The 24,698-nt window shown below is 65.0% G+C and carries 23 protein-coding genes; 10 read left to right on the top strand and 13 right to left on the bottom strand.

What is annotated here, in order from left to right; genetic code table 11:
* Positions 1–246: 246 nt before the first annotated feature.
* Complete coding sequence (locus ADIAG_RS00605; protein ID WP_007269332.1) at positions 247–2,817, top strand: ATP-dependent Clp protease ATP-binding subunit; 2,571 nt, start codon at positions 247–249, stop codon at positions 2,815–2,817.
* 211 nt (positions 2,818–3,028) lie between these two features.
* Here the strand turns inward: ADIAG_RS00605 and ADIAG_RS00600 are convergent, their stop codons facing one another.
* The 3 genes from ADIAG_RS00600 to panD form a co-directional block, all read right to left on the bottom strand.
* A complete protein-coding gene (locus tag ADIAG_RS00600) occupies positions 3,029–3,286 on the bottom strand; it encodes a J domain-containing protein (protein ID WP_007269331.1) in 258 nt (85 codons plus the stop codon).
* A 167-nt stretch (positions 3,287–3,453) separates the two neighbouring features.
* Positions 3,454–5,142 (bottom strand): long-chain-fatty-acid--CoA ligase, encoded by a 1,689-nt coding sequence (locus tag ADIAG_RS00595; RefSeq protein ID WP_007269330.1) that lies wholly within the window; start codon positions 5,140–5,142, stop codon positions 3,454–3,456.
* A 48-nt stretch (positions 5,143–5,190) separates the two neighbouring features.
* Positions 5,191–5,613 carry an aspartate 1-decarboxylase gene (gene panD / locus ADIAG_RS00590; RefSeq protein WP_007269329.1) on the bottom strand — a complete coding sequence of 141 codons (423 nt, stop codon included), beginning with the start codon at positions 5,611–5,613 and terminating at the stop codon, positions 5,191–5,193.
* A 221-nt stretch (positions 5,614–5,834) separates the two neighbouring features.
* Here panD and ADIAG_RS00585 point away from each other — a divergent pair, with 221 nt between their 5' ends.
* Positions 5,835–6,107, top strand: coding sequence for a DNA gyrase subunit A (locus ADIAG_RS00585; protein WP_007269328.1), 273 nt, complete (start codon positions 5,835–5,837; stop codon positions 6,105–6,107).
* Here the strand turns inward: ADIAG_RS00585 and moeB are convergent.
* The 5 genes from moeB to thiO form a co-directional block, all read right to left on the bottom strand.
* Positions 6,099–7,289, bottom strand: a complete 1,191-nt coding sequence (gene moeB / locus ADIAG_RS00580) for a molybdopterin-synthase adenylyltransferase MoeB (protein WP_007269327.1) — start codon at positions 7,287–7,289, stop codon at positions 6,099–6,101. The genes ADIAG_RS00585 and moeB overlap by 9 nt on opposite strands.
* A 64-nt stretch (positions 7,290–7,353) precedes the next feature.
* Positions 7,354–8,013: a 4a-hydroxytetrahydrobiopterin dehydratase gene (locus ADIAG_RS00575; protein ID WP_007269326.1), complete on the bottom strand. Its 660-nt coding sequence runs from the start codon at positions 8,011–8,013 to the stop codon at positions 7,354–7,356.
* 25 nt (positions 8,014–8,038) lie between these two features.
* Entirely contained in the window at positions 8,039–8,842 is an 804-nt protein-coding gene (locus ADIAG_RS00570; RefSeq protein WP_007269325.1) for a thiazole synthase, read from the bottom strand.
* Positions 8,843–8,893: 51 nt separating this feature from the next.
* The gene (gene thiS, locus ADIAG_RS00565) at positions 8,894–9,133 is read right to left on the bottom strand and encodes a sulfur carrier protein ThiS (RefSeq protein WP_007269324.1); all 240 of its coding nucleotides are present in this window, start codon (positions 9,131–9,133) and stop codon (positions 8,894–8,896) included.
* A 28-nt stretch (positions 9,134–9,161) separates the two neighbouring features.
* Complete coding sequence (gene thiO, locus ADIAG_RS00560) at positions 9,162–10,382, bottom strand: glycine oxidase ThiO (protein ID WP_007269323.1); 1,221 nt, start codon at positions 10,380–10,382, stop codon at positions 9,162–9,164.
* A gap of 143 nt (positions 10,383–10,525) precedes the next feature.
* On the opposite strand from thiO, the gene thiE reads away from it, so the two are divergent.
* Complete coding sequence (gene thiE / locus ADIAG_RS00555) at positions 10,526–11,206, top strand: thiamine phosphate synthase (RefSeq protein WP_007269322.1); 681 nt, start codon at positions 10,526–10,528, stop codon at positions 11,204–11,206.
* A gap of 49 nt (positions 11,207–11,255) precedes the next feature.
* Here the strand turns inward: thiE and ADIAG_RS00550 are convergent, their stop codons facing one another.
* A complete protein-coding gene (locus tag ADIAG_RS00550) occupies positions 11,256–12,458 on the bottom strand; it encodes a M20 family metallopeptidase (protein WP_007269321.1) in 1,203 nt (400 codons plus the stop codon).
* Positions 12,459–12,671: 213 nt separating this feature from the next.
* Entirely contained in the window at positions 12,672–13,151 is a 480-nt protein-coding gene (locus tag ADIAG_RS00545; protein ID WP_007269320.1) for a DUF2975 domain-containing protein, read from the bottom strand.
* A gap of 533 nt (positions 13,152–13,684) precedes the next feature.
* Between ADIAG_RS00545 and ADIAG_RS00540 the strand changes: the two genes are divergently transcribed.
* Positions 13,685–16,072: an ATP-binding cassette domain-containing protein gene (locus tag ADIAG_RS00540; protein WP_007269319.1), complete on the top strand. Its 2,388-nt coding sequence runs from the start codon at positions 13,685–13,687 to the stop codon at positions 16,070–16,072.
* Between the two features lie 58 nt (positions 16,073–16,130).
* Here ADIAG_RS00540 and ADIAG_RS00535 read toward each other — a convergent pair whose 3' ends face one another.
* The 3 genes from ADIAG_RS00535 to ADIAG_RS00525 form a co-directional block, all read right to left on the bottom strand.
* Positions 16,131–16,364, bottom strand: coding sequence for a hypothetical protein (locus tag ADIAG_RS00535; RefSeq protein ID WP_007269318.1), 234 nt, complete (start codon positions 16,362–16,364; stop codon positions 16,131–16,133).
* A 146-nt stretch (positions 16,365–16,510) separates the two neighbouring features.
* A complete protein-coding gene (locus ADIAG_RS00530; protein ID WP_007269317.1) occupies positions 16,511–16,963 on the bottom strand; it encodes a MarR family winged helix-turn-helix transcriptional regulator in 453 nt (150 codons plus the stop codon).
* A gap of 30 nt (positions 16,964–16,993) precedes the next feature.
* Entirely contained in the window at positions 16,994–17,545 is a 552-nt protein-coding gene (locus tag ADIAG_RS00525) for a GNAT family N-acetyltransferase (protein WP_051059763.1), read from the bottom strand.
* Positions 17,546–17,743: 198 nt separating this feature from the next.
* On the opposite strand from ADIAG_RS00525, the gene ADIAG_RS00520 reads away from it, so the two are divergent.
* The 6 genes from ADIAG_RS00520 to ADIAG_RS00495 all read left to right on the top strand — a co-directional run bounded on the left by ADIAG_RS00520 (position 17,744) and on the right by ADIAG_RS00495 (position 24,644).
* On the top strand, positions 17,744–18,895 hold the full coding sequence (locus tag ADIAG_RS00520; protein WP_007269315.1) for an acylneuraminate cytidylyltransferase: 1,152 nt from the start codon (positions 17,744–17,746) through the stop codon (positions 18,893–18,895).
* A gap of 91 nt (positions 18,896–18,986) precedes the next feature.
* A complete protein-coding gene (locus tag ADIAG_RS00515) occupies positions 18,987–19,880 on the top strand; it encodes an N-acetylneuraminate synthase family protein (RefSeq protein ID WP_007269314.1) in 894 nt (297 codons plus the stop codon).
* Between the two features lie 37 nt (positions 19,881–19,917).
* Entirely contained in the window at positions 19,918–21,039 is a 1,122-nt protein-coding gene (locus tag ADIAG_RS00510; RefSeq protein WP_007269313.1) for a glycosyltransferase family 2 protein, read from the top strand.
* Positions 21,036–22,400: a polysialyltransferase family glycosyltransferase gene (locus ADIAG_RS00505; RefSeq protein WP_007269312.1), complete on the top strand. Its 1,365-nt coding sequence runs from the start codon at positions 21,036–21,038 to the stop codon at positions 22,398–22,400. The genes ADIAG_RS00510 and ADIAG_RS00505 overlap by 4 nt, the downstream gene beginning before the upstream one ends.
* Positions 22,387–23,415 carry a hypothetical protein gene (locus tag ADIAG_RS00500; protein ID WP_007269311.1) on the top strand — a complete coding sequence of 343 codons (1,029 nt, stop codon included), beginning with the start codon at positions 22,387–22,389 and terminating at the stop codon, positions 23,413–23,415. The genes ADIAG_RS00505 and ADIAG_RS00500 overlap by 14 nt, the downstream gene beginning before the upstream one ends.
* Positions 23,412–24,644 carry a DUF6716 putative glycosyltransferase gene (locus tag ADIAG_RS00495; protein WP_007269310.1) on the top strand — a complete coding sequence of 411 codons (1,233 nt, stop codon included), beginning with the start codon at positions 23,412–23,414 and terminating at the stop codon, positions 24,642–24,644. The genes ADIAG_RS00500 and ADIAG_RS00495 overlap by 4 nt, the downstream gene beginning before the upstream one ends.
* Positions 24,645–24,698: the final 54 nt, after the last annotated feature.

Here is a 24,698-nt window from a genome sequence, read left to right as displayed (position 1 = left end):
GAAGTATTCTCCTGTTTTTTCGGGAATGACTGTTACGTCAACTAAGTACAACGGGGTTCGTGGACATACTGATTCCCGCTCAGGCCGTGAGTGGTGCCACACCCGGACCTGCAGGGATGCGTCCACACTCCCGATTGCTGTCTCGCCGTCGGCGAACATGCATCGAATTGGAAGGGTGCCGGGAATATCCTGTGGATCCCGACGTTAACTTGAGTCAATGGCACTCAAGTATCCTCAGGAGGAAAAATGCCAGCATCATTTGGTCCATCCGGCGCCGGCAACGGCTCGTTCGAAGACTTCCTTGCGCGCTACCTGCAAGGCCAACGCACCAGCCGCTTCGGGCGGCCCGTCGACATCACCCGGCTGCTCAGCCGCCACACGCACGATGTCATGGCCCGTGCCGCGCAGTTCGCCATGGCGCACGGCCACAACGAACTCGACGCGCTTCACATCCTGCGCGTGATGCTCGACAGCGAACCCATCGCCGAGATGTTGCGCCGCGCGGGCGCCGACGCCGCGGCCATCGCCCGCGACGCCGAACAACGCTTACCCGAAACCGGGCCACGACCCACCGATGCCGCGCCGGGGTTGACGCAGTCCGCCCAACGCGCGCTGCTCGATGCCTACCAAGTCGCCCGCGCCTTCGGCTCCACCTACATCGACCCGGAACACCTGTTCCTGTCCTTCGTGCTGAACACCGAGGCGCCCGCCGGCCAGGTGTTGGGCGCCGCCGGCGTCACCCCGCAGTCGCTGCAGTCCGCGGCCGATGGCGCCACCGAGGGTGATGCCTCCGGGGACAAGGCTGCCGCGAAGCCAACCCCCTCCCCCTCACAGACAGCCCAGGCCACCAAGGGGCAGACGCCGTTGCTGGACAAGTTCGGCATGGACCTGACCAAACGCGCGGCCGAGGACGGGCTGGACCCGGTGATCGGGCGTACCGAGGAGATTGAACAGGCCATCGAGATCCTGGCCCGCCGCACCAAGAACAACCCCGTGTTGATCGGCGAGGCAGGGGTGGGCAAGACCGCTGTCGTTGAGGGCCTGGCCCGCGCCATCGTCGCCGGAGAGGTTCCGGCACAGCTGGCGGGCAAGCGCGTGATCTCCCTTGACCTGCCGGCGATGGTCGCCGGAACCCGTTACCGCGGCGACTTCGAAGAACGCCTGACCCAGACCCTGGACGAGATCGCCGCACAGGACGGCGAGGTGATCGTCTTCATCGACGAACTGCACACCGTGGTCGGCGCCGGCGGTGGGGGCGAGGGCTCCATGGATGCCGGAAACATCCTCAAGCCGCGGCTGGCCCGCGGCGAACTGCACCTGATCGGTGCCACCACGCTGGCCGAATACCGCAAAGTGGAGAAGGATCCCGCCCTGGAGCGGCGCTTCCAGCCGGTGACCATCGGCGAGCCCTCGATCGAGGACGCCGTGGCGATCCTGCACGGGCTCAAGGACAGGTACGCCCAGCACCATCAGGTGACCTACACCGACGAGGCGATCCGCGCAGCTGTCGAGATGTCGGCCCGTTACGTCACCGACAGGTTCCTGCCGGACAAGGCGATCGATCTGATCGACACTGCCGGTGCCAGGTTGGGCCTGAAGCGCCCTGCCGGTATCGACACCGCGGCGCTGGAGTCGCGGATCGCCGAGCTCGGCGCCGCCAAGGACCGAGCGGTCGTCGAGGAACGCTACGAGGACGCCTCGAAGCTGCGTGACGAGGCCGAGGAGGTCTCCGCCCGCCTGGCCGAAATCGCTGAGGGCCTCCCGGAAACCATCGCGTCCGTGGTCGACGAGGCCCAGATCGCCGAGGTCATTGCCCGGTCCACCGGCATTCCCGCAGCCCGGTTGACCGAGGACGACAAGGGACGCCTGGCCCGGCTGGAGGACGAGCTCCACGAGCGAGTCATCGGGCAGGACGATGCCGTGGCCTCGGTCGCCAGGGCCGTCCGTCGCTCGAGGACCGGGATGGGCGATGAGGGCAAGCCGGTGGGCAGCTTCCTCTTCCTGGGACCCACGGGGGTGGGCAAGACGGAGCTGGCCAAGACGCTTGCCTCCTCGCTCTTCGGCGACGAGTCCGCGATGGTCAGGTTCGACATGAGTGAGTTTGGCGAACGCCACACCGTCTCGCGGCTCATCGGGGCACCTCCGGGCTACGTCGGCCACGAGGACGCCGGACAACTGACCGAACGCGTGCGCCGGCGCCCCTACTCGCTGGTGCTGCTGGACGAGGTGGAGAAGGCGCACCCGGACGTGTTCAACCTGCTGCTGCAGGTGCTGGACGACGGCCGGCTCACCGACGGGCAGGGCCGCACCGTGGACTTCCGCAACACGGTGATCATCATGACCTCCAATTTGGGCTCCGAGTTCCTGTCCAGCCGCGGCGCACCGCTGGGCTTCGGCAGCGATTCCGGGGCCGGGTCCGAGCGCGAGCTGCGCGCCAAGGTCATGGGCCGGCTGCGCGAAACGATGCGGCCCGAGTTCCTGAACCGCATCGACGAGACGGTGCTCTTCCGCACGCTGGAGGCCGAGCAGCTGCGTGAGATCGTGCGTCTGCAGCTGGTCCGCACCACGACCCGGCTTGCCGCCCGAGGCATCTCGCTGGAGGTAGACGAGGCTGCCGTCAACTGGATCGCCTCCGAAGGCCACGAGCCGGAGTTCGGCGCCCGCCCGTTGCGCCGGGTGATCCAGCGCGAGCTCGACGACAAGGTGGCGGACCTGTTGGTCGCCGACGAGCTGGGTGACGGCGGAGTCGTCACCATCACCGCGGATGGGTCCGGACTGCTGGTTGCCGCACGTCGGGACGCGGCCATCGCCGCATAGCCGATCGATGCAACGGGGGCGGGAGGAAATCTCGCCCGCCCCCGTTGGATCTCGGCTTCAGTGCTTCCGGGGAGCCCTCACGGGGTCGGCCACCTAGGAAATCGCTCGTTCCTGCGGTACATCGCAACGGTCTCCAGAGAACGGTTTGCCCTGCGCAGACCCGCCTCAGCGGCACGGTGTGCCTCCTCGGCGGCGGACCCGCCGCGGGAATCTAATCGGCTTCGGGAACCTGTTGCGGGGAGGGCTTCAGCTCCACCGGCAGGTACTGTTCCCCCGGCGCCGGGTTGCACAGCAGCCAGAAGTCGTAATCGAACCGGCGGTTCGGGTCCCCCACGATAAACCATGCGGCCATGATCCGCCGGCTCTCCCAGGCGTTGGTTCCATTGCGCCAGAGCGCCAGCCTGGCGGAGGCATTGATCTGGTGCGGCGACGCGGTGCGCCCCACCCCCAAGCATTCATAGTGATCCATAGCTTCTCCCCCCAAGGAAAAACGTCCAGCAACAACCCAAACCTATGCCCGACCAAGCGCATCAGGCAAGGATCGACGCGAGAAATCGCTCCGCTCTCGGGCAGCAACATCGCACCGTTCCGATTCCACGAAGCGATGGCGGTGCGGTCGCCGCCCACGCTCCCGAGCTACAGGCCCGGAGTGGCCAGTTCCCTGACCTGCTTGCGCAGGATCTTGCCGAGCATCGAACGCGGCAGGTCGTCAATGGCCACGATCCGTTTGGGGACCTTGTAGCTTGCCAGCTGGGTTCGGCAATGCTCACGCATACCGGCTTCGTCCAGTGCGGTGCCAGGTTCAAGCTCAACGGCGGCGACCACCATTTCACCGCCGCGTTCCAGCTCCTTGCCGAACACCGCAGCATCCTTGACATCCGGGTGCGCCCGCAACACGGTCTCCACCTCGGTGGGCGAGACGTTGAACCCTCCGGTGATGATCAGTTCCTTCGCCCTGTCCACGATCGTGGTGAACCCGTCCGCATCCACGGTCACCACGTCCCCGGTGTGCAGCCACCCCTCGGCCGTCAGGGTCTTGGCGGTTTCCTCGGGGTTGTTCCAGTATCCGCAGAACACCTGCGGCCCCTTGAGCAAAAGTTCGCCGGGCTCGCCCTGGGCCACCTCGAGCGAGGGATCGTGAAGGTCCACGACCTTCATCAAGGTGGAGGGGAACGGCACCCCAATGGTTCCGGTGCGGCGGGTTGGGTGGAAGGGATTGCCCAAGGCCACCGGGGAGGACTCGGTCATCCCGTAGCCCTCCACCAGCAGTCCGCCGGATACCGACTCCCAGAGTTCGACCACGTGGTCCGGCAGGTTCATTGCCCCAGAAATGCAGTACTTCGCCGAACGCAGCGACACGCCCTTTTCCTTCGCGGCCATCGCGGTGCGCTCGTAGATCGGCGGGACGGCGCAGTACACGGTGGCCGGGGACTTCTTCATCGCAGCCAGGATCAAGTCGGGGTCGAATTTCGGGAAGAGCACCAGCAGGCCCTGCTTTTTCACTCCGAAGGTCAGGTACAAGGTCATCCCGAACGCGTGGAACATCGGCAGGATCGCGTAGAGGATTTCCTCGCGTTCCTTTGCCCCGGCCATCCAGGCCTCGCCCTGCAGTGCGTTGGAGTACAGGTTGAAGTGGGTGAGCATGGCGCCCTTGGGATTGCCAGTGGTCCCCGAGGTGTACTGGATGACCGCCAGGTCCTGAACTGTGGGACGCGGGTACGCGGTATCGATCCGTTCGGCCTTGAGCAGATCTTTGAAGGGCATGGTCCCCGGGGCGGCAGCGGTCAGCGCGGCCTTGGAAGCGCGGAGCTTTTTCACCGGCAGGTTCAGTGCCAGGCGCTTAACCGTGGGGAAGGCTTCGAGCAGATTCACCGAGATGACGGTGTCGATGCGCACGTCCTTCGGGAACTGGCGCACCGCTTCTGCTGCCTTGTCCCAGGCGATGACGATGCGGGCCTGATGGTCCTCGAATTGGTGGCGCAGTTCGCGCGAGGTGTACAGCGGGTTGTGTTCCACGACCACGGCACCCAGGCGCAGCACCGCGTAGAAGGCAATGACGTGCTGTGGGCAGTTGGGCAGGATCAGTGCCACGCGGTCTCCGGCGCGCACCCCGAGTAAGCGCAACCCTTCGGCGGCGCGTTCAACCTGCTCGCCAAGCTCGCGGTAGCTGGTGCGGCGACCGAAGAACTCGGTTGCGGGGCTGTCCCCCGCTTCTTTCACGGATCGCTCGAACATCACGCTCAGCGATTCGGTGGGGAGCTCAATCTCGGCCGGAACGCCCGGCTGGTAGTTCTTGGCCCAGGGGTGCGTTGCAGTGTTTTCCATGGTTCCATCATGCCGCGAACCGGGGCCTTACAGCTATTCCGGGAGGGCTCAGGCGTCGACGAAGATGGCGAAAGGCGGGGTTTCCAGGCCGTCGGCCACGGCCTCGGCCGGATCGCTGCCCAACGCGCGGATGGCGTTGCGTTCATCCACGTGAACCACCGAAGGCTTGTAGGCACGGGCCTCGGCGTTGGTCATGGAGGCATAGGTGATGATGATGACCAGATCTCCGATGTTGACCAGGTGCGCTGCGGCGCCGTTGATGCCAATGACCCCGGAACCGCGTTCTCCGGCAATCGTGTAGGTCTCCAGCCGGGCACCGTTGGTGACGTCGACGATCGAGACGAGCTCTCCGGGGAGGATGTCGGCGGCATCGAGCAGATCCGCGTCAATGGTCACGGATCCGACGTAGTGCAGGTCGGCATGGGTGACCGTGGCGCGGTGGATCTTGGACTTGAACATGGTGCGCTGCATAAGGCGGGATCTCCTGGAGGGGTTGTGCTGGGGCAGGCATTCATTCTTTGACGCCCGTCCCTGGTCGCCGGCTTCATGCAGTGTATGTTCCGGCACCTTAGCCATTCTAGACGGGTCCGCCCGCAGTTGTCTGTAACGCATTCGGCTGCCCTCTGACCGGCAGAAATTCACCGGTCCAGGCAGTCCCCTGCGATGCCCTGGCCGCATGGAATGATGGCGGTATGGAACCCAACCGCCGCGAAAATACCCTTGAAGTGTTGAAAATCCTTGAAGCCCTGGTCCAGGCCATTGACCGGCGCGAGGAGGTGTTCACGGCCATTGAATCAGCGGAAACCGCAGAAGAGGCTTCTCATGTCCTGGAAACAATACTGAACGTGGAAGAGAGCCCTGCCCGTGCCGTCCTCGACATGCAGGCTCGACGCTGGACGCAGGGCGAACGCCGCAAGATCGTGGACCACATCGAAGAGATTCGCTCCGAGCTGGAGTCACTCTAATTTTAGGGCCGAACTTCCCGCTGACAGCCAGGCCTCGATCCCACCGGACAGATGCACGACCTCTGAGTATCCGGCGGCACGCAGGGATTCCCACGCGTCTGCGGACCGCACACCCGACTTGCAGTGCAGGATTAGTGGCACACCGCGCGGGATCCCGGCCAGCGCAGATGCGTCCTTGATGCCGGCCAGCGGAACCAATACGGACCCGGGGATCCGTGAAATTTCGAACTCCACCGGTTCGCGCACATCGATCAGGATGAAGTCCTCCTCCCCGGTCTGGCGTTGGAGCAAGCGGGCAACCAATTCAGCGACCGAGATCACTGCCTCATCCGCGGCGGTTCTATCACCGGCCGCCGGGATTCCGCAGAAAATTTCGTAGTCGATCAGTTCGGTGATGGGTTCGGTCTCCGGGTCCTGGGCGATCTGCAGTTCCCGCCAGCGGGAGGTGAGGGCGTCGAAGACCAACAGCCTGCCCAGCAGCGTTTCCCCGACACCCGTGATCAGCTTGACGGTCTCGGTGACCATCATGGCCCCGATGGAGGCGCAGAGCATCCCAAAGACTCCACCCTCGGCACAGGAAGGAACCATGCCCGGTGCCGGCGGGTCCGGGTAGAGGTCACGATAGTTCGGGCCGTGCTTGGCCCAAAAGACGCTGACTTGCCCGTCGAAACGCAGGATCGAACCCCATACATAGGGTTTGCCCAGCAGCGCTGCGGCGTCGTTGACCAGGTAACGGGTGGCGAAGTTGTCGGCCCCGTCCAGGATCACGTCATAGTCGGCGAAGATCTCCAACGCATTGCTCGTATCCAGCCGCACCCGGTGCAACACGGTGAGCACGCCCGGGTTGATCTCGGCGATCGAGTCGCGGGCGGAATCCAGCTTCATCCGGCCAATGTCGTCTACGCCGTGGATCACCTGGCGCTGCAGGTTGCTCAGCTCCACCGAATCATCATCGATGATGCCCAAGGTTCCGATGCCAGCCGCAGCCAAATACAGCAGTGCCGGCGAGCCGAGACCCCCTGCGCCGATGACCAGTACCTTGGCATTGCGCAGCCTGCGCTGCCCGGTCAGCCCGATTTCCGGCATGAGCATATGGCGTGAGTAACGCTCAAGTTCTTCCGCCGGGAGCTCCGGCCCGGGCTCCACCAGGGGCGGCAACCGCAGAATACTTTTTTTGATCATTCCTTGACTCAACGAGTCTTAGCTCCTGACAAAATTGTGGATCATCTGTCCTGCCACCGATCGGTTAGTCGACTTCGCGGTCATGCTCGGTGCAGATGCATAACCGGTTTCCCTGTGTATCGGTGGCCACCACGAAGCTGGGGGCCGCCCCGTCATCCAGTGCTGCCCCACCGCCAGCCAGTGTCGCCAAGATGGGCGCGCTTTCGCTATAGGGCACCGTGACATCCAGGTGGAAGCGGTTGACGTTCGGGGTGGTGGTTTCCTGGAACCAGAGTGCCGGGCCGCGGCCAAACGGGTCGGTGAGGCTGCCGTCTCCCTGCCGCTTGTAGCCCAGCGCCGTGCGCCAGGTTTCCGAGATGGCCTCCACATCATCGGTATCGAGGGCGATCTCCACGGTACGCAGCAGCTCCGGGCGGGCAGTGGCCCCGGCGTTGAGCGCTTCGGCGGAGATCGACCGGGCCAGCGCGGCATCGCGCGTGGTCACCTTGCTGCCGGCGTCGTGCGAGGTCAGCGTGATGAACAAGGTGTCATAGCGCCAGTCGACGTCGGGGTGGTGGTTTGCTTCCTGGGCCAGTGCACCGATGGTGGAGAACAAGGCCAGCGCGGAGGCCGATGACTCGCACTTCAGCACGGTGCGCAGCGCGCCAAGCCCGTAACGCCACTGCGGCAGCGCGGTGAGGTTGGAGTGGACTTGTTCCGTGGTCAGAACGTCTGGTGCGGGCATGGTGTGCTCCTTCGAGTTCCGGTGTTTACAGATCCGGGCGGCCCTCCATCGCGGAGGACGCCAAGGCATGGGAGCGCTTGGGGATGCGCCCCGCCTGTGCCGCCAGTCTTCCACCAATGACGGCATGTCTAAAGGCTTGCGCCATGGCCACCGGATCCTGGGCGCGCGTCACGGCCGAGGCGAGCAGCACCGCGTCGCAGCCCAGCTCCATGGCCACTGCCGCGTCGGAGGCGGTGCCGATCCCGGCATCCAGGATGACCGGCACCGAAGCTCGCGAGACGATCAACTCGATGTTGTGCGGATTCAAGATCCCCAGCCCGGTGCCGATGGGTGCACCCAACGGCATCACTGCCGCCGCCCCCAGCTGTTCCAGCCGCAGCGCGAGGACCGGGTCGTCATTGGTGTAGGCGAAGACTTTGAACCCGCGATCCACTAGGGCCTCGGTGGCGTCCACGAGTTCGAGACCATCGGGCAGCAGCGTGTGTTCATCCGCGATCACCTCGAGCTTGACCCAGTCGGTTTCCAGGGCTTCGCGGCCCAATTCGGCGGTCATCACCGCTTCGCGGGCGGTGAAGCAGCCGGCGGTGTTGGGCAGCACCCTGATGTTGTTCTCGATCAAGAGGTCAAAGAGGTTGGTGCCGCCGGTGGATCCGGGGCCGGGGGCGCTGTAGCGGCGCATGGCCACGGTGGTCAGCTCGGTGCCCGAGGCAATCAGCGCGGCGCCCAGCCCGTCCAGGCTCGGCGCTCCGCCGGTGCCCATGATGAGTCTGGAACCCAACGGCACCCCGTCGATGAGCAGCGGGTCGGTATGGGTCAGTGTGTGGGTCATGGTTCCATGCTTTCTGTGAACAACGAGGAGTGCGGGCCGGTGCGTGGCATCTCAGCCGCCCTGGACTGCGGTGACGATCTCGATGTCGTCGTTGACCTCGAGGGCCGTGGCGGACCACAGGCTGCGCGGCACGATTCCGGAGTTGCGGGCCACCGCCACCCCGAGTCGGCCGCCGTCGGCCGGCTTGCCGCTGGGTAGCAGTTCGCGGCCGGTGACTTCGGCGACCAGGCCGGCGAGGGTGCTTCCGGAGGCCAACGGGTGGGTGGCGCCGTTGAGTTCGATGGTGCTCATGGATTCTCCTGGGGTGAAGTGTTGATGGTCAGTGCTCTTGCAGTGCCGGTGAAAAACGATCGGGCCGGAATCGATCCCACGCCGGGTCGTTCACCCCGGCCAGTAGTTCGGTGATGATGTGGGCCGCGATGGGGGTCAGCAGCACGCCGTGGCGGAAGAATCCCGTGGCTATGAGCAGCCCCGGCATCTCGCGTCCGTCGGGACCTTCCACACGGCCCAGCAGCGGCGCATTGTCCGGGGTGCCGGGGCGGGCGCGGGCTGTTGATTCAAGAAGTTCGAGTTCTGCGACGGCGGGCAGCAATGCCTGGGCGTCGCGCAGTAGCTGGTGCACGGCCCCGGCGTTGACGCCATCGCGGCCGTCCTCCCTCGCGGTGGCCCCGATGACCACTGTGCCGTCGTTTCGCGGGACCAGATAGACCGGAAGCCCGCGGACCATTCCGCGCAGCGTCGCGGTGCACAACTCTCGCAGGTGCTCCGGGACGCGCAACCGCAGGATATCTCCATGGACCGGGCGCAACGGCAGCATCAGGTTCTCCGGCAGCCCGCCCAGCTGCGTGGCCCCCAGACCGTTGGCGATCACCACTTCCCGGGCGTGGACCTCACGCCCGTCATCGAGCAGCACTCCGCGGGTTCGGGGCCGGGTGTTGGCCGGATTTTCGTGCAGCAGCTCAACTGCCCGGGTGCGCACCACCGTTTCATCGGCCCGGTGCCCGGAGCGCTGGGCTGCGGCCAGGAGCCGGGCTTCGATGGCGGCTGCCACTGCCCGCGGGTCGACCTGATGGTCTTCGGCGATCAGGTGCGCGGCCACCAGGTCCGGCGAGAGTAGGGGTTCGAGTTTCCGTGCCTCTCGGATGGAGAGCCGGGCAACATCGAGTCCTAGTTTGGCCTGGGCCTCACGCAACTGCGCCAGCGCATTGCGGTCTGCCGCGTTTGCGCCCAGCGCCAACGTGGGGGTGGTGCGGAACCCGATGTCCGGATACCCCTCGTCCGCCAATGCCCGGGCAAACCCGGGCCAGCGGGCCGCGGAGGCCAGGGTGAGGGTGAGCAGGTCCTCTTCTTGGTAGTGCAGCTCGCTGACCGGTGCCAGCATGCCGGCGGCGGCATAGGTCGCGCCTCGAGCGGGTTCTGGATCGATGAGCATGATGCGGTGCCCGGCACGCTGGGCTTCTAAGGCGATGCCCAGGCCGATGATTCCACCGCCAATGACGGCAACATCTGTGGACAGGGGGTCGGACGGGGTGCACGACATCGAGGTCTCCTTCCCTACGCCGGTATGAGCCGGATCAGGTTCCACGCGGCCCGAGGCTTCGGGCGGCGTCTGTCGGTCGGCGCAATCGGCGCCCTCTCAGCCAGCTTTCCTGGCTCCCGCGGTACTGAACTAGTCTATGAGACATGAGCCAGATCACCACCGAAGATGAAGCGTCACCCGTCTTATCCGCCCCCGGCCTCGCCACGGCGCGCCTGTACCTGTGCACCGATGCCCGGAGAGAACGCGGGGATTTCGCCGATTTTCTGCGCGCCGCCTACGTCGGAGGGGTCGACATCATCCAGCTGCGCGACAAGAGCCTGGATGCCGCCGAGGAACTTGAACTACTCGGTGTGCTGCGCGAAGTTGCCCAGGAATACGGCAAACCGTTCGCGGTGAACGACCGTGCCGACTTGGCGATGCTCACCGGCGCGCCGGTGTTCCATGTGGGCCAACGGGACCTGCCGTTGCCCGGCGTCAGGTCGCTGCTCGGGCCTTCGGTCGCCCTGGGACTTTCCAGCCATGACCGGTTACAGATTTCCGCGGCTGCAGCGAACCCTCTCACCGACTACTTCTGCGTCGGCCCGCTGTGGGCCACCCCGACCAAACCCGGGCGCGCCGCGGTCGGCCTGGAGATGCTTGCTCACGCCGCCTCGCTGGGCACGACCAAGCCGTGGTTCGCCATCGGCGGGATCGATGTGGGCAATGTGGAGCAGGTGGTCGCTGCCGGGGCCTCGCGCATTGTGGTGGTGCGTGCCATCACCGAGGCGGATGACCCCGCTGCTGCGGCGCAGGCATTACTCGCGACGTTGCCCGAGCTCGACTAGCTCCGCCGAACACCATTTTCCAGCAGGTGTTGCGAAGCAGCCCTCTTACTCAGCGGCGGTACGCGGCAGCGCGAAAACGTTCGCGCTGCCGCGGGTTGGTGGCGGCACCGGCAACGGTCCGTGCCAGCGCTTGGGCCGCCTCGAACATCACCTCGTAGGCCTGCTCGGTGTTGGCCAGCGCGGTGAACGCGTGGGAGTGGATGGAGGCATCGGCGCCGGGGATCGATAGCCACGGGTGCAACGACGGGATGACTTGGGAAATGTTGCCCATGTCCGTGGATCCGCCGGCCAGCCCGGCCGAGGGGGTGATGTCCTTACCGAAGGATTCCATGGCGGCGCTCCAGTGGGCAGCCAGCGCATCGTCCTGAAGCAGCGGCTCGTACAACGGTTCGGTTTCCTCGAATTCCAGCGTCGTGCCGGTGGCCAGCGCGGCGCCGGCAAAGCAATTGCGCACCCGCACCAGCAGCGACTCGTATTGTGGAAGTGTGAAGGCACGACATTCGAATTCGACGACGGTGCGTTCGGGAATGATGTTGGTCGCGACCCCACCCTCGGCGATGAACGAGGCGATGCGGTGGTCGGTGGGGATCTGTTGGCGCAGCAGTCCCATGGCCACCTGCGCGAGGGTGGCAGCGTCACCGGCGTTGATGCCCAGGTGCGGTGCGGCGGCCGCGTGCGAGGCCTTGCCGGTGAAGATCGCCCGGTAGCGGCCCACGGCTTGAGCGGAGGTGCCGGCCGGGTTATAGCTGGTGCCATCCTGCACCGGGTGGACCATCAGGGCCAGCCCGACCCCGTCGAAGGCGCCCCGGGCCAGCATCAGCGCCTTGCCTCCGCCGTGTTCCTCGGCCGGGGTGCCGATCGCCTTGAGCGTGATGCCCAGCTCGTCGACCAGCGGGACCAGGGCCAAAGCTGCGGCGACCGAGGCACCGGCAATCAGGTTGTGCCCGCAGGCGTGGCCGATACCGGGCAACGCATCGTATTCCACGCAGATGGCCACCGTCAGATCTCCGCTGCCGATGCTTGCGCTGAAGGCGGTCGGCAGGTCGCTGGTCCCGCGCTCGACATCAAATCCTGCACTACTGAGCAGCTCGGCAATGGACGCTGCCGCCCGGTGCTCCTGGAAGGCAAGTTCCGGGTGGGCGTGGATGTCCTGCGCCAGCTCCAACACGTGGCTCCGGTGTTCCGAAATGCTCGTGGAAATCCGTTGGTGCACAGTGGTTTCGTTCGATCGTGGCGAGTTGGCGCTGGTCATGGTGTCCTCAGGGTTGCTGCGGTGGTCACGGGCTGCGGCCACTGTTAAGGCAGGTCAACCTTATCTCCGAGATGATTTCCCACCAATAAAACGGCCCGCCCGTTCCTGCAGCGCAGGTTCGCTCTGATGTTTGAGGCCGGCAGTACCCGTGCGGACCGCGCTCCTTGGCGGCACGGCATCCGAGGCGCTTCTACTCCCTCGCGGCATCGAACATCAGGTCAACAGAGCAAGCTCCGCCTGGATGATCGTGGCGTTGTGCAACAGGCTGCGCATGACGATCATCAGCAGCACGAACGCGGCACCCTCAATCGCCAAAACGGTGAGCAACAAGATCAGTGCGGGCGGGCCAAGCTGCATCACGCCGGCGTGATGCACCACGACGGCAACGACCAGCAGCGTCCCGACGGCCACGGAGGTGATGATGGCATCAACCCAAGGTTTGGTCTGGCCGGAGAAAATCTCATCGTCTCTAACCTTCGACAGCAGCCGCCAGGTCGCGGCAAGAGCCACTTGGAGGCACAAAATGACAAGTATCGCCGCAATGGCATAGGGGGTAGCGAGGGATGCGAAACCCGGAAGGGCCACGGCGAGTTCGGTGGCCGTTTGCGGAATGACCGCCAGCTGTACCAGCAGTCCCCCCAGAAACAGCAGCACCAAAATCGGTCGCAACACAAACACGGAAAGTTCTCTCATGTTCCGATCCTCGGCCAGTGCCCTCCGATGCACAAGAGCCCTCAATAGCTCGTGATCAAACTTTGTCCTAGCCGGTCATCCTCGCCTATCGAATCCCGCCCACGAGGCTGACGAGGTGCGCGACGTCTTATTCTCGTCACCATGCACGTGTTCAGGTGTGAACTGAAGTTAGCACATGACCTATTCGTGCACACCGGATTCAAAGCGTGATCATTTTCAGAGCCACTGTCGCAAGCACGTTGACGCTCAGCTTCTCGCAGGGCGCCCAATAGACCCGTCAGGTACTACTCATGTTTAGCCACTGACATGTCCCCCGTTGGAAGGAAGGACTGATCGGCTGGAGTCCTCGAACGCCGTTGGGCAGCGTGAATGATGTGTTGCCCAACCCGAAGAAGGCACTCCCTGCCGGGAATCTAGCAGCGGCCCACGCCCGGAAAGCGGGCAGTTTTCAAGAAGCCCGTACGGACACCGGCGCGCTAATGTTGGCACCATGAGTTCCGGCGATGCGGAACCGGCGAAACGACGGAGTGAGCATGAGCAGCGGGACCAAGACCAGCGCGACAGCAACCGTGCATGCGGCGGATAGCCACGAGGTGATCCGCGTGCGCGGGGCGCGGGTGAACAACCTCAAGGACATCAGTGTCGAGATTCCCAAGCGCCGCCTGACCGTCTTCACCGGGGTCTCGGGCTCGGGGAAGTCCTCGCTGGTCTTCGGCACCATCGCCGCCGAGTCCCAGCGCATGATCAACGAGACCTACTCGGCGTTTGTGCAGGGCTTTATGCCGACCTTGGGCCGCCCCGAGGTGGACACCTTGGAGGGGCTGACCACCGCGATTCTGGTAGATCAGGAACGATTGGGCTCCAACCCGCGTTCCACCGTCGGCACCGTCACCGACGCCAACGCGATGCTGCGCATCGTCTTTTCCAGGCTCGCTCAGCCGCACATCGGCTCCCCGCAGGCCTATTCCTTTAACGTCCCCTCGATCTCCGGGGCCGGTGCGGTCACCATGGAAAAGGGTGGGAAGAAGGTCAAGGAGCGGCGTTCTTTCTCCGTCACCGGTGGCATGTGTCCCGAATGCGAGGGCCGCGGCCAGGTCAATGGCTTCAACTTCGCCGCGCTCTTCGACGAGACCAAGTCCCTATCCGAGGGCGCCCTGACCGTCCCGGGGTACTCCATGGACGGCTGGTACGGGCGCATCTTCGCCGGCTCCGGGTTCTTCGACATGGACAAGAAACTGGGCCAGTTCACCAAGCAGGAGCTGGACGATCTGCTCTACCGCGAGCCCACCAAGATCAAGGTGGATGGCATCAACCTCACCTATGAGGGAGTGATCCCGAAACTACAGAAGTCGCACCTGGCCAAGGACCTCGAGGCCATGCAGCCGCACATCCGCGCCTTCGTGGAACGCGCCGTCACCTTCACCGCCTGCCCCGCATGCGACGGCACCCGACTGGCCGAGCACGCCCGGAATTCGAAGATCGATAACAAATCCATCGCCGATGCCTGCGCCATGCAGATCAGCGACCTGGCACTGTGGGTACGCGGGCTGAAGGAAGCCTCGGTGGCCCCGCTGCTGGACGCGCTGGGCGATACCCTGGATTCATTTGTGGACATCGGGTTGGGTTACCTGTCCCTGGAGCGGCCCTCGGGCACGCTTTCGGGCGGCGAGGCGCAGCGCACCAAAATGATCCGCCACCTGGGGTCCTCGCTGACAGATGTCACCTACGTCTTTGACGAGCCGACCATCGGGTTGCACCCGCACGACATCGACAAGATGAACGAGCTACTGCTGGCCCTGCGCGACAAGGGCAACACCGTGCTGGTGGTCGAGCACAAGCCCGAGACCATCGCGATCGCCGACCATGTGGTGGATCTGGGCCCGCAGGCCGGATCCGCCGGCGGGCAGCTGATGTATGAGGGTACCGTGGCGGGGCTGCGCGCCTCCGACACCGTCACCGGACGCCACCTCGATGATCGCGCGACGCTGAAGGACACCGTGCGCCCATGGTCCGAGTCGCTCGAGGTCCGCGGCGCGAACACCAATAACCTAAAAAACATTAACGTGGACATCCCGCTGGGCGTGCTCACGGTGCTCACGGGCGTCGCAGGATCCGGCAAAAGCTCGCTCATCAACGGTTCACTGGTGGGCCGCGAGGGAATCATCACCGTGGATCAGGGGGCGATCAAGGGTTCGCGACGCTCCAACCCCGCCACCTACACCGGGTTGCTGGAACCTATCCGCAAGGCGTTCGCGAAAGTTAACGGCGTCAAGCCGGCACTGTTCTCCGCGAATTCGGAGGGTGCCTGCCCCACCTGCAACGGCGCAGGGGTGATCTACACCGATCTGGGCATGATGGCCGGGGTCTCCAGCACCTGCGAAGAGTGCGAGGGCAAGCGCTTCGATTCGATGGTCCTTGACTACCATTTCGGTGGCAAGGACATTTCCGAGGTGCTGGCGATGTCGGCGACCCGGGCGCAGGAATTCTTTGCCGAGGGAGAGGCGAAGCTGCCCGCCGCGCACAAGATCATCACCCGGCTGGTGGACGTCGGTCTGGGGTACATCAGCCTCGGTCAGCCGCTGACCACCCTTTCCGGAGGTGAGCGCCAACGCCTGAAACTGGCCACCCATCTAGGAGAAAAGGGTGGGGTCTACATCCTGGACGAGCCGACCACGGGCCTGCATCTGGCCGACGTCGAACAGCTATTGGACCTGCTGGACCGGCTGGTTGAATCCGGCAAGTCGGTCATCGTGATCGAGCATCACCAGGCGGTGATGGCCCACGCAGACTGGATCATCGACATCGGGCCCGGCGCGGGCCACGACGGCGGCACCGTGGTCTTTGAGGGCTCCCCTGCGGCGCTGGTGGCGGACCGCTCCACGCTGACCGGCAAGCACCTGGCGGCCTATATCGGCGCGTAACTGGCGTCGCGCAGTCTCGGTGCCGGCGGTTCCCTCTACGGGACCGCCGGCACCGGGGTTAGCTTTTGGCGGTGGCGATGACTTCGTCGGGAGCCTGGGTTCCGGCGGCCTCGTGGGCGCGCAGCACCCGCTGGGCACGTCCGCGCTTCAATGCTTCCTTCGGGTCGCGGTGTGGGGGCAGCTCGGCGGGCCCAAAGAAGAAGAACCCCACGAATTGCAGGCGCCAGAGTGCCCGGTAAAAGAGACTCAGTCCGGTGGTGTCCTTGACGATGGGCAATCTCTTGTCCGACATGGTGCTCAGTCTCTTTCTATGGGGTTCAGTCCGGAGTTTACGGTGTAGATTTCTTGGCGAAACCGCGACTGGTGGATCTCATTGTATTGCATTAGTTGGTACACAAACCAATTGCTGAGGGGCCTCTGAGCCCCAATCCCCGCGTATCAGGGAACGGTCTTGAGAGCAGCGGTAATAACTTTGTTCATCGCGCGATGCAGCGCGGTGAGTTCCTCGACATTCATATCCAACCGACGCATCATTTCCTGGGGGATCTTCATGGCGAGCTCCCGGGCGGCACGGCCCTCCTCGGTCAAACTGATCTGCAAGATCCGCTCGTCGGCTGTGCTGCGGCTGCGTTGCACATATCCCAGCGTCTCAATCCGCTTGACCAGAGGTGAAAGGGTCCCGGGGTCCAGATGGAGCAGCGCGCTCAGTTCCTTGATGGACAGGGGCTCGTGTTCCCACAAGGTGAGCATAACCAGATACTGGGGGTGGGTCAGGCCCAGGGGTTCAAGAACCGGCCGGTAGGCGGCAATGACGCTGCGAGAGGCCAGCGACAAGGCAAAACAGACCTGGTTCTCCAGGGCCAACGGGTCTGCCGGCGGAATTTCGTTCACTTTCGTACTGCTTTCAACAGATGGTTCGGTTCATCCATCATAGGGAGCCAAAGGGCCCCGGCCACCAGCGGCCCAGTCCGTGGCAGATAACGTGAACCGCCGATACACGCTGGGAACCCCCATGAAGTCATCCTCCGCACCCGTGCCACCCGGGGAGAACCCCAGAGCGTACAGAATGGCCGTCGAACGCACATTGGCCTCCACGGCCTCCGCCCAGATTTCATGCAACCCCAGGTGCCCAAAGCCGTGTTCCAACCCCGCGGCGGCAGCACGTCGGCCCAGGCCCCGACCCCATAACCGACGCTCACCGATCAAGAACCCCAGCTCGCGGCGGCCCGGCTCGGTGCCGTACAGATCGATATAGCCCACCAACACCCCGGAAAATTCAACGCCCAGCCGCAACAGCTCCGGCGGAGGCGCGAGCACCATGTTCCGCTGGAATGTCAGGTGTTCATCCGGGGCCAGGTCCCTCGACCACCCCGCCGCACGGCAGAATTCCGGGTCCGCGGCCCAGCGCGCTATCGCCGAGGCATCGGAAAACACCAAGCCGCGCAGCGATACCTGTCCATCGGGTTTGCTCATCTGCCCAAGGTACAGGGATGCGACCAAACGGCTCGATCCCACTTGTTTCCCAACTGTCGTCTTCCGTTAACCTAAATGCGGCCGTCTGGTCGATTGGCGTCGATAGCGTCTTTGGTTGTGAGCACGAACAGTAGTGAAGCGAAAACCCTGGTCATCATCCCAGCACGTGGAGGATCGAAGGGTATACCGCTCAAAAACATGCGCAGGATCGGCGGCCAAACCTTGTTGGCCCGGGCCATTGAATCCGCGTTTGCCACGCCGTCAGTTCTCGACGTCGTGGTCAGCACGGACCACCCGGAGATCAAGGCAGAAGCCCTGGCACACGGCGCAACAGTCATCGACCGCCCGGCAGATATCGCCGGTGATACTTCAAGCAGCGAATCGGTGTTGTTGCACGCCCTGGGCACGCTGGACGTACTCCCCCAAATCACCGTCTTCATCCAGTGCACCTCGCCGATCATCGACCCGACAGACCTGCAGGGGGCCATCAACATGGTCGCCAGCGGGGCCGCTGATGTGAGCTTCGCAGTGGTCCCGGACCACGGGTTCCATTGGACCTGCGACGAGATGGGTGCGGCCCACGCAAGTGGCCATACCGCAGCCATCCGACCACGCCGGCAGGACCGCGAACCTCGTTTCCGTGAAACCGGGGCGTTCTACGTCATGGACACCACCGGATTCCTCGAGGCCGAACATCGTTTCTTCGGGTCCGTGGCCGTGGCGCAGGTGCCGGAGGAACACGGGATCGACATCGACACCGAGGCCGACCTGGAACTGGCCCGCTGGCGCTTGGCACGTACCGCCCCGGTCTCCGGGATCGACGTCGATGCACTGGTCACCGATTTCGACGGCGTCCACACCGCTGATACCGCCTACCTCAACCAGGACGGCAGCGAAGCGGTGCGGGTCTCACGCTCCGACGGCATGGGCATCTCGTTGCTGAAGAAGGCGGGAATCCACCTGCTGATCCTCTCCACCGAAACCAACCCCGTGGTCACCGCCCGGGCCACCAAGCTCGGTGTTGAGGTGGCCCAGTCCGTGAGCGACAAAGCCACGGTGCTGAACCAATGGATCCTCGATCGCGGCCTGGACCCGGCACGTGTCGCCTACCTGGGCAACGACGTCAACGACCTTGACGCCATGAACCAGGTCGGCTGGCCGTTGACCGTGGCAGATGCCCGCGATTCGGTCCATGCCGCGGCCCGGCACCGGCTGGCCAGACCCGGCGGGCTCGGGGCGGTACGCGAAGCAGCCGACCTCATTCTGGCCGGCATCAGGGCCGAACGCACCCCCGAAACCACACCGGACACCTCCGAACCACACCCCAGCGAAGCCGTACCGGCCCGCTAACCCCCCCACAGTTTTCACCAATCCTCGTCGCATCAAGGCCCCAACCAAGAACACTTGCCAGGTGCGACAACCAGATGAAAGGTATGTCACCATGACCATCACCACCACCGAAACCGCACCCGTTACCATCGGCGAGCAGGTGCTTGGCACCGGCCAGCAGGTCTACGTCATCGGCGAGATCGGCATCAACCACAATGGCGACATGGAGATTGCCAAGCAGCTCATCGACGTCTCCGCCAAGGCCGGCGCCAACGCCGTGAAGTTCCAGAAGCGCACCCCGGACATCTCCACCCCGATGGACATGCGCGACAAGATCCGCTCCACCCCGTGGGGCGACATGACCTACCTTGACTACCGCTACCGCGTCGAGTTCGATGCCGCGCAGTACAAGGAACTGATCCGCTACGCCGCAGCGCAGGGCCTGCACGCCTTCGCCTCCCCGTGGGACGTCCCCTCGGTCGAGTTCATGGAAGAGCAGGGCGCAGTGACCCACAAGGTCGCCTCCGCCTCGGTCACCGACATCGAGCTGCTCAAGGCCCTGGCCGAGACCGGCAAGCCGATCATCCTCTCCACCGGCATGTCCACCATTGAGCAGATCGACAAGGCCGTGGAAACCCTCGGCACCGACAAGCTCGTGATGATGCACGCAACCTCCACCTACCCGTTGCCTCCCGAAGAGGCCAACCTGCGCATGATCACCACGCTGCAGGAGCGCTACCAGGTTCCTGTCGGCTACTCGGGCCACGAGCGCGGCCTGCAGATCTCGCTGGCTGCCGTCGCCCTGGGCGCCGTTACCGTCGAGCGCCACATCACCCTGGACCGCACCATGTGGGGCTCCGACCAGGCTTCCTCGCTGGAGCCCAAGGGCTTCGAGGCACTGATCCGCGATATCCGCATCCTGGAGCAGGCCATGGGCGACGGCGTCAAGAAGGTCTTCCCGGGCGAGCTGGCACCGCTGTCGCGCCTGCGCCGCGTCGACGCGTAACACGGCTCGGATTCACATAGAGTTTCACCACCGTGGGGTGTCCGCCGTCCTGGCGGGCACCCCACGGCACTCGGTGGCCAGCATTGGCCGCCAGCAAGCATTCCCAGAGAACAAGGACCACCCCAAGATCCCCATGCCCTCCACCAGCGCACTGCCAGCAGCCACAGCCCGGCCTCCCGGGAGCATCAGCGTCATCATCCCCGCGATGAACCAACAGGATTTCATCGGCGACGCCCTGGCATCCCTGGCCCGCCAACAACTGGGGCACCGCGATCTCGAGGTCCTGGTGATCAACGACGGATCCACCGATGCCACCGCCGCCATCGCCGCGGAGTTCCTTCCACGGATTCCTGGCCTACGGATCATCACCCATCGGATCAACCGCGGGGTATCGGCCGCCCGCAACACCGGTCTGGAAAACGCCAACGGCGAATTCGTGGTGTTCCTGGACCCCGACGACTGGTTTGCCCCCACCCACCTGGCGCAGCTGGCCGAAGGGCTCGAGGCCCTCGAGGTCGACTTCGTGCGCTGCGACCACGTGCGCGTCACCGGCGCGAACCGGACGGTGCACCACGCCCCGCAGGCCAACCGGAACATCGTGCTGGACCCAGCGGCGGATATCTCCCCCATCGATTCCGCGACCATGATCGACTACCCACTGGTCTGGGCAGGCATGTACCGGGCGTCCGTGTTGGAAACCGCGGCGCCGCGCTTCGATGAAGACCTGCGCACCTGCGAGGACCGGGCCTGGATGTGGCAGCTGTGCCTGAACGCGCGCAGCTACGCGGTACTCAACGCCCCCGGGGTCTTCTACCGCAGAGGGCTGCCCGGCTCCCTCACCCAGGTCTTCGATGAGCGCCAACTGGACTTCGTTCACGCCTACGCCCGGATCCTGGAGATGGTGCTCGCCGATCCGCGCCACGAGGTGCACGCACCCAAGGCGTTGCGCCAATTCCTTGCCGTGTCCTGCCACCACCTTGGCCGCTCCGCCGATTTCCCGGCCGCCCTGCGCCAGGCGCTGGCCTCACGCATCGCCGAGCAGCTGGCGCATGTACCTGCGCCGTTACTGGCCGAAGGGCTGGCCCAACTCGACGACAAGCGTCGCAAAACATTGACCGGCCTGCGGCCCTTCGCCGCGGCCACGAGGGAACGCACATGATCCAACTGATCCAGGCCTCCAGCTACTTCCAGGTGGTCTCGCTGGCCGCGATGGCCGATGCCCGGCTACTCCCCGAGGCCTCGCGCCGCATCCTAGTGTTGGCCAACGGCAGCCAAATGCCGGAAATCACCACACCCTTGCGGCAGAACCCCGGATTTTCCTTGCTGGCTGCACGCTTTGATTCCGTCGTGGACCTCGACGAGCTGTTGTGGCCGCGCCGCCCCGGGCAATTCAATCCGCGGAACGAGGAGCTGCCGCTCTTCGAGAAACTGCTGCGCCAGCACTGGGACCTCGGGCAGACTCCGGTGTCGCTGGTGCTTGAATCCATCCAGGTGAACCCGGCCCAGGCGCTGGCCCGGATCTTCTTCGACGCACCGATCGCCGTGCACTCGGACGGGTTGATGTCCTACGGCCCCACCCGCAACAAGCTTCCGGTGCCGATGCTCCAGCGGCTGCGCGAAACCATCCACATCGATCTGGTCCCGGGCCTAGAACCCATGCTGCTGCTCGAGGCCCCGGTACAGCGCAAGGTACTGGGACTCGAATCCCTGGCAACCCTCTTTGCCGAACTGTCCGCGGCCCAAGACCCGGCCAAGCACCAATTCCCGGCGGACGCTGCCCTGGTGGTAGGCCAATATCTGGGATCACTGGGCATCTTGGACACCGAACGGGAACTGGAACTGCACCACCGGATGCTGCTGGCCGCTCGCGATGCAGGGGCCAGCGCCGTGGTGTTCAAACCACACCCGAGCTCGGGTCCCACGGCCGCGTTGCTGCTGCGTGCCCGCGCCGAGTCTCTGGGCCTGGAGTTCCGCATCCTGGCAACCGACCTGCTGGCCGAGACCGTCATCTCGCTGATGAACCCGCTGGTGGTGATCTCCTGCTTCTCCACGGCCCTGCTCAGTGCCAAGTACATGCTCGGGACGCCCGTGATTGCGGTGGGCACCGGCGAGCTGCTGCAGGAGCTGGGCCCGTACCAGAACTCGAACCGTATCCCGGTCTCGATCGTGCACGCGCTGCTCATCCAGCAGCTGGCCACCCCTGCCGATGCTGGGGACCACGACGAGCTCACTGCCCTGTTGCGCGCCGTCGCCTATTGCATGCAATACAAGAACCTGCCCGGGCTCCGCGAGGGCGCCGAGGCGTTTTTGACCGAGCACTATGTGGCGCACAGCGCCCACTTCAAGCGCCGCCGGCTGGCGGTCCTGGATCTGCCTCCGCGTTGGGCGCATCCGAGCCGCACGATCCGCGCCAGCGCCTGGGGCCGCGGGTTGCGGCGCCGCGCGCTGCGCGTGGGCTCGCGTTCGTTGGACAAAATCGCACGTTCCCTAGCCGAAACCTCCTCCCGTGTATCGCGTTGAGAGTCCCGGCGACTCGTCCGTAGCCCGCCCGCGCTTCGGGCACGCCGAGGTCTGGGTCGAATCCCCCCTGCAGCTGCTCTCTGCGATCGAGGCGCACGGTGCCGGGCTGCTGGGCACTTCCAGCCGCATCCACCCGCGCGGGGGCACCACCGCCCTCGATGCCACGCTGGCGACCCTGATGGCCCAGGCGCCCGCGGGTGTCAGGTTTGCCGAACCCACCCAAACCCCGCCGGCCCCGGGATCCTCCGGTGCGCGGCGTTGGGTGACCGGCGATGCGTACTCCGGGAGGGTGCAGCGGGCGCTGTTGGGCCGCATCGCGGTTCAGGAAGTGGTCATCATCGACGACGGGCTGGCCACCCTGGGATTGATCAAGGCGCTGGTATCGGCCGAGCCCACCGCCCTGGTGCGCCAGCGTTCGACTCCTTCGGCGGCACGCCGTGCCTTGGGGATCGCCAGCTGGTATCGGTTGCGGGCCCTGGCGCGGGCCGGCCGGCTACTCATTTTCACCGCGCTTCCGGTGGATGCTCACATCAGAGCAAAGTTTCTGGCCCTCGGTGGACACCTGGAGGGGCACCGTTTTGAATGGCTGAACACCCAGCCGGTGTCCGAGCGCATCGCCGAACCCACCGTGGTGGTCGGCTCCGCCATGGCCGCCGACGGGCTGATCCACGCCGACCCGTATTTCCGTTGGCTGCATTCGCTCACCCTCGACGGGCCCGTGGCGTACTTCCCGCACCGCCGCGAATCCGCGACGTTCCTCGAGCTGCTGGCCGCACACGACAAGATCGCGGTGCGTGAGCACACCATCCCCATCGAGATGCGGCTGCGTGCACTGCGCCACGGCCAATTGGTCCGAGCACTCCCCTCCACCGCCCTGCCCTCGCTGCGGCTGCTGTTGGGCGGTTCGGGGGTGCGGATCCTCGGCAAGCAGATCCCGCGCGCCTGGTGGAAGCCGGCCGCCAGCACAGAACTCAGAAACCACCTGTCCTCGTCCCTGGAGTTGTCCACCCCATGAGAAACCCGGAATCCAGGCCCACCATCGTCGCCGTGGCCGACTCGGACTCGTATTTGAAGCTGGCCTGCACCATGCTCGATGCCCTCGGGACACAATGGGAGCGCCGCGTGGTGCTGGTGCGCACCCCCATTGCCCCCACCCCGGAACAGGTTGCCGCGGCCACCGTCGGCACCTGTTTCGAGGGCACGGTGATCGAGGTGCTGCCACGCTCCACCCTTGATTACGAGTCCCTCGGCGCACAAGTCATCTTCGCCGCGGCCACCGGCCCAGTGGTCAGCGAGCTGTTCACCAAGCTGTTGCGCTCCCGGGCCAACCAGGTGCGTCCCGCAGCCCTGATCTCCGCGCTGCCCGGGGTCGCCTACCCGGCCACGACCAAGGGCTGGGCCTACCGGCGCAGCGCTGATGCCTTCATCGTGCATTCCCATGCCGAGGCCCGTGAGTTCTCGCACCTGGCGGAGCAGGAAACCGGACACCGGCCCGATATCTTGGTCTCCAAGCTGCCGTTTTTGAAGACCGCAGGATTCCCGCAACCGAATCCGGAGCCGATCGACACCGTGGTGTTCGCCGCGCAGGCCAAGGTTCCTATCGAACGCACCGAACGCGAATCGATCCTGTTGGCCTTGGATAAGGTGGCACGCTTAAATCCGTCGGTGAAGGTGGTGCTCAAGCTCAGGGCCCGGGCGGGGGAACCCCAGACCCACGCCGAGGCCCACCCCTATGACACCCTCTGGGAGGATCTGGTCGCCGCAGGAAAGGTCGGCGCCGGACACTTGGACTTCGCGACCGGGCCGATGGATCCGATCTTGGTCCCCGGGGTGGCGCTGCTGACGGTGTCGTCCACCGCGGCGTTAGAGGCGGTAGATCGCGGGTTGCCGGTGCTGGTGTTGACCGATTTTGGGCTTAATGACCAGATGCTCAACTCGGTGTTCCGCGGTTCGGGGCTGTTGGGAACACTTGATGACGCAACGTCTTTGCACTTTTCCTTCCCGAACCGTGCATGGTTGCGGGAAAACTACTTCCACCGGCGTGGACCGGAGTTCGTCTCCGCGCTCACACATTACGCCCAGCGTGCCCAAGAAAGTAGATTGACCACGTCAGATGCCCAATTGGCGATGGTTCGCGAGGTGGCCTTCCGGCAACGCGTGCGTACTTCGCTGCCGCGTCCGGCCTTGCGGGCGCTGCTTCGGATCCGGCGTTGGTGGCTGGCCGCACGCGGTTCGCGCACTTAGCCCGGAGCCTGATCGCATCCCGGCGGGAATAACAGGCAAGTCTTCTCACTTAGC

The organism is Paeniglutamicibacter gangotriensis Lz1y (assembly GCF_000348945.1).
Taxonomy (GTDB): Bacteria; Actinomycetota; Actinomycetes; order Actinomycetales; family Micrococcaceae; genus Paeniglutamicibacter; species Paeniglutamicibacter gangotriensis.
Note: the sequence above shows the minus strand (reverse complement) of the source record. Positions and strands in the feature narration are given on the sequence as shown.

Excerpts from the sequence above, each read along its gene's own strand:
- ADIAG_RS00575 (WP_007269326.1), bottom strand. The coding sequence starts at position 8,013 with ATGCCCGCACCAGACGTTCTGACCACGGAACAAGTCCACTCCAACCTC.
- ADIAG_RS00525 (WP_051059763.1), bottom strand. The coding sequence starts at position 17,545 with ATGAGCAAACCCGATGGACAGGTATCGCTGCGCGGCTTGGTGTTTTCC.
- ADIAG_RS00550 (WP_007269321.1), bottom strand. The coding sequence starts at position 12,458 with ATGACCAGCGCCAACTCGCCACGATCGAACGAAACCACTGTGCACCAA.
- moeB (WP_007269327.1), bottom strand. The coding sequence starts at position 7,289 with ATGATCAAAAAAAGTATTCTGCGGTTGCCGCCCCTGGTGGAGCCCGGG.
- ADIAG_RS00585 (WP_007269328.1), top strand. The coding sequence starts at position 5,835 with ATGGAACCCAACCGCCGCGAAAATACCCTTGAAGTGTTGAAAATCCTT.
- ADIAG_RS00600 (WP_007269331.1), bottom strand. The coding sequence starts at position 3,286 with ATGGATCACTATGAATGCTTGGGGGTGGGGCGCACCGCGTCGCCGCAC.
- thiO (WP_007269323.1), bottom strand. The coding sequence starts at position 10,382 with ATGTCGTGCACCCCGTCCGACCCCCTGTCCACAGATGTTGCCGTCATT.
- ADIAG_RS00545 (WP_007269320.1), bottom strand. The coding sequence starts at position 13,151 with ATGAGAGAACTTTCCGTGTTTGTGTTGCGACCGATTTTGGTGCTGCTG.
- ADIAG_RS00535 (WP_007269318.1), bottom strand. The coding sequence starts at position 16,364 with ATGTCGGACAAGAGATTGCCCATCGTCAAGGACACCACCGGACTGAGT.
- ADIAG_RS00570 (WP_007269325.1), bottom strand. The coding sequence starts at position 8,842 with ATGACCCACACACTGACCCATACCGACCCGCTGCTCATCGACGGGGTG.
- panD (WP_007269329.1), bottom strand. The coding sequence starts at position 5,613 with ATGCAGCGCACCATGTTCAAGTCCAAGATCCACCGCGCCACGGTCACC.
- ADIAG_RS00605 (WP_007269332.1), top strand. The coding sequence starts at position 247 with ATGCCAGCATCATTTGGTCCATCCGGCGCCGGCAACGGCTCGTTCGAA.
- thiS (WP_007269324.1), bottom strand. The coding sequence starts at position 9,133 with ATGAGCACCATCGAACTCAACGGCGCCACCCACCCGTTGGCCTCCGGA.
- ADIAG_RS00520 (WP_007269315.1), top strand. The coding sequence starts at position 17,744 with ATGCGCAGGATCGGCGGCCAAACCTTGTTGGCCCGGGCCATTGAATCC.
- ADIAG_RS00515 (WP_007269314.1), top strand. The coding sequence starts at position 18,987 with ATGACCATCACCACCACCGAAACCGCACCCGTTACCATCGGCGAGCAG.
- ADIAG_RS00505 (WP_007269312.1), top strand. The coding sequence starts at position 21,036 with ATGATCCAACTGATCCAGGCCTCCAGCTACTTCCAGGTGGTCTCGCTG.
- ADIAG_RS00595 (WP_007269330.1), bottom strand. The coding sequence starts at position 5,142 with ATGGAAAACACTGCAACGCACCCCTGGGCCAAGAACTACCAGCCGGGC.
- thiE (WP_007269322.1), top strand. The coding sequence starts at position 10,526 with ATGAGCCAGATCACCACCGAAGATGAAGCGTCACCCGTCTTATCCGCC.
- ADIAG_RS00495 (WP_007269310.1), top strand. The coding sequence starts at position 23,412 with ATGAGAAACCCGGAATCCAGGCCCACCATCGTCGCCGTGGCCGACTCG.
- ADIAG_RS00540 (WP_007269319.1), top strand. The coding sequence starts at position 13,685 with ATGAGCAGCGGGACCAAGACCAGCGCGACAGCAACCGTGCATGCGGCG.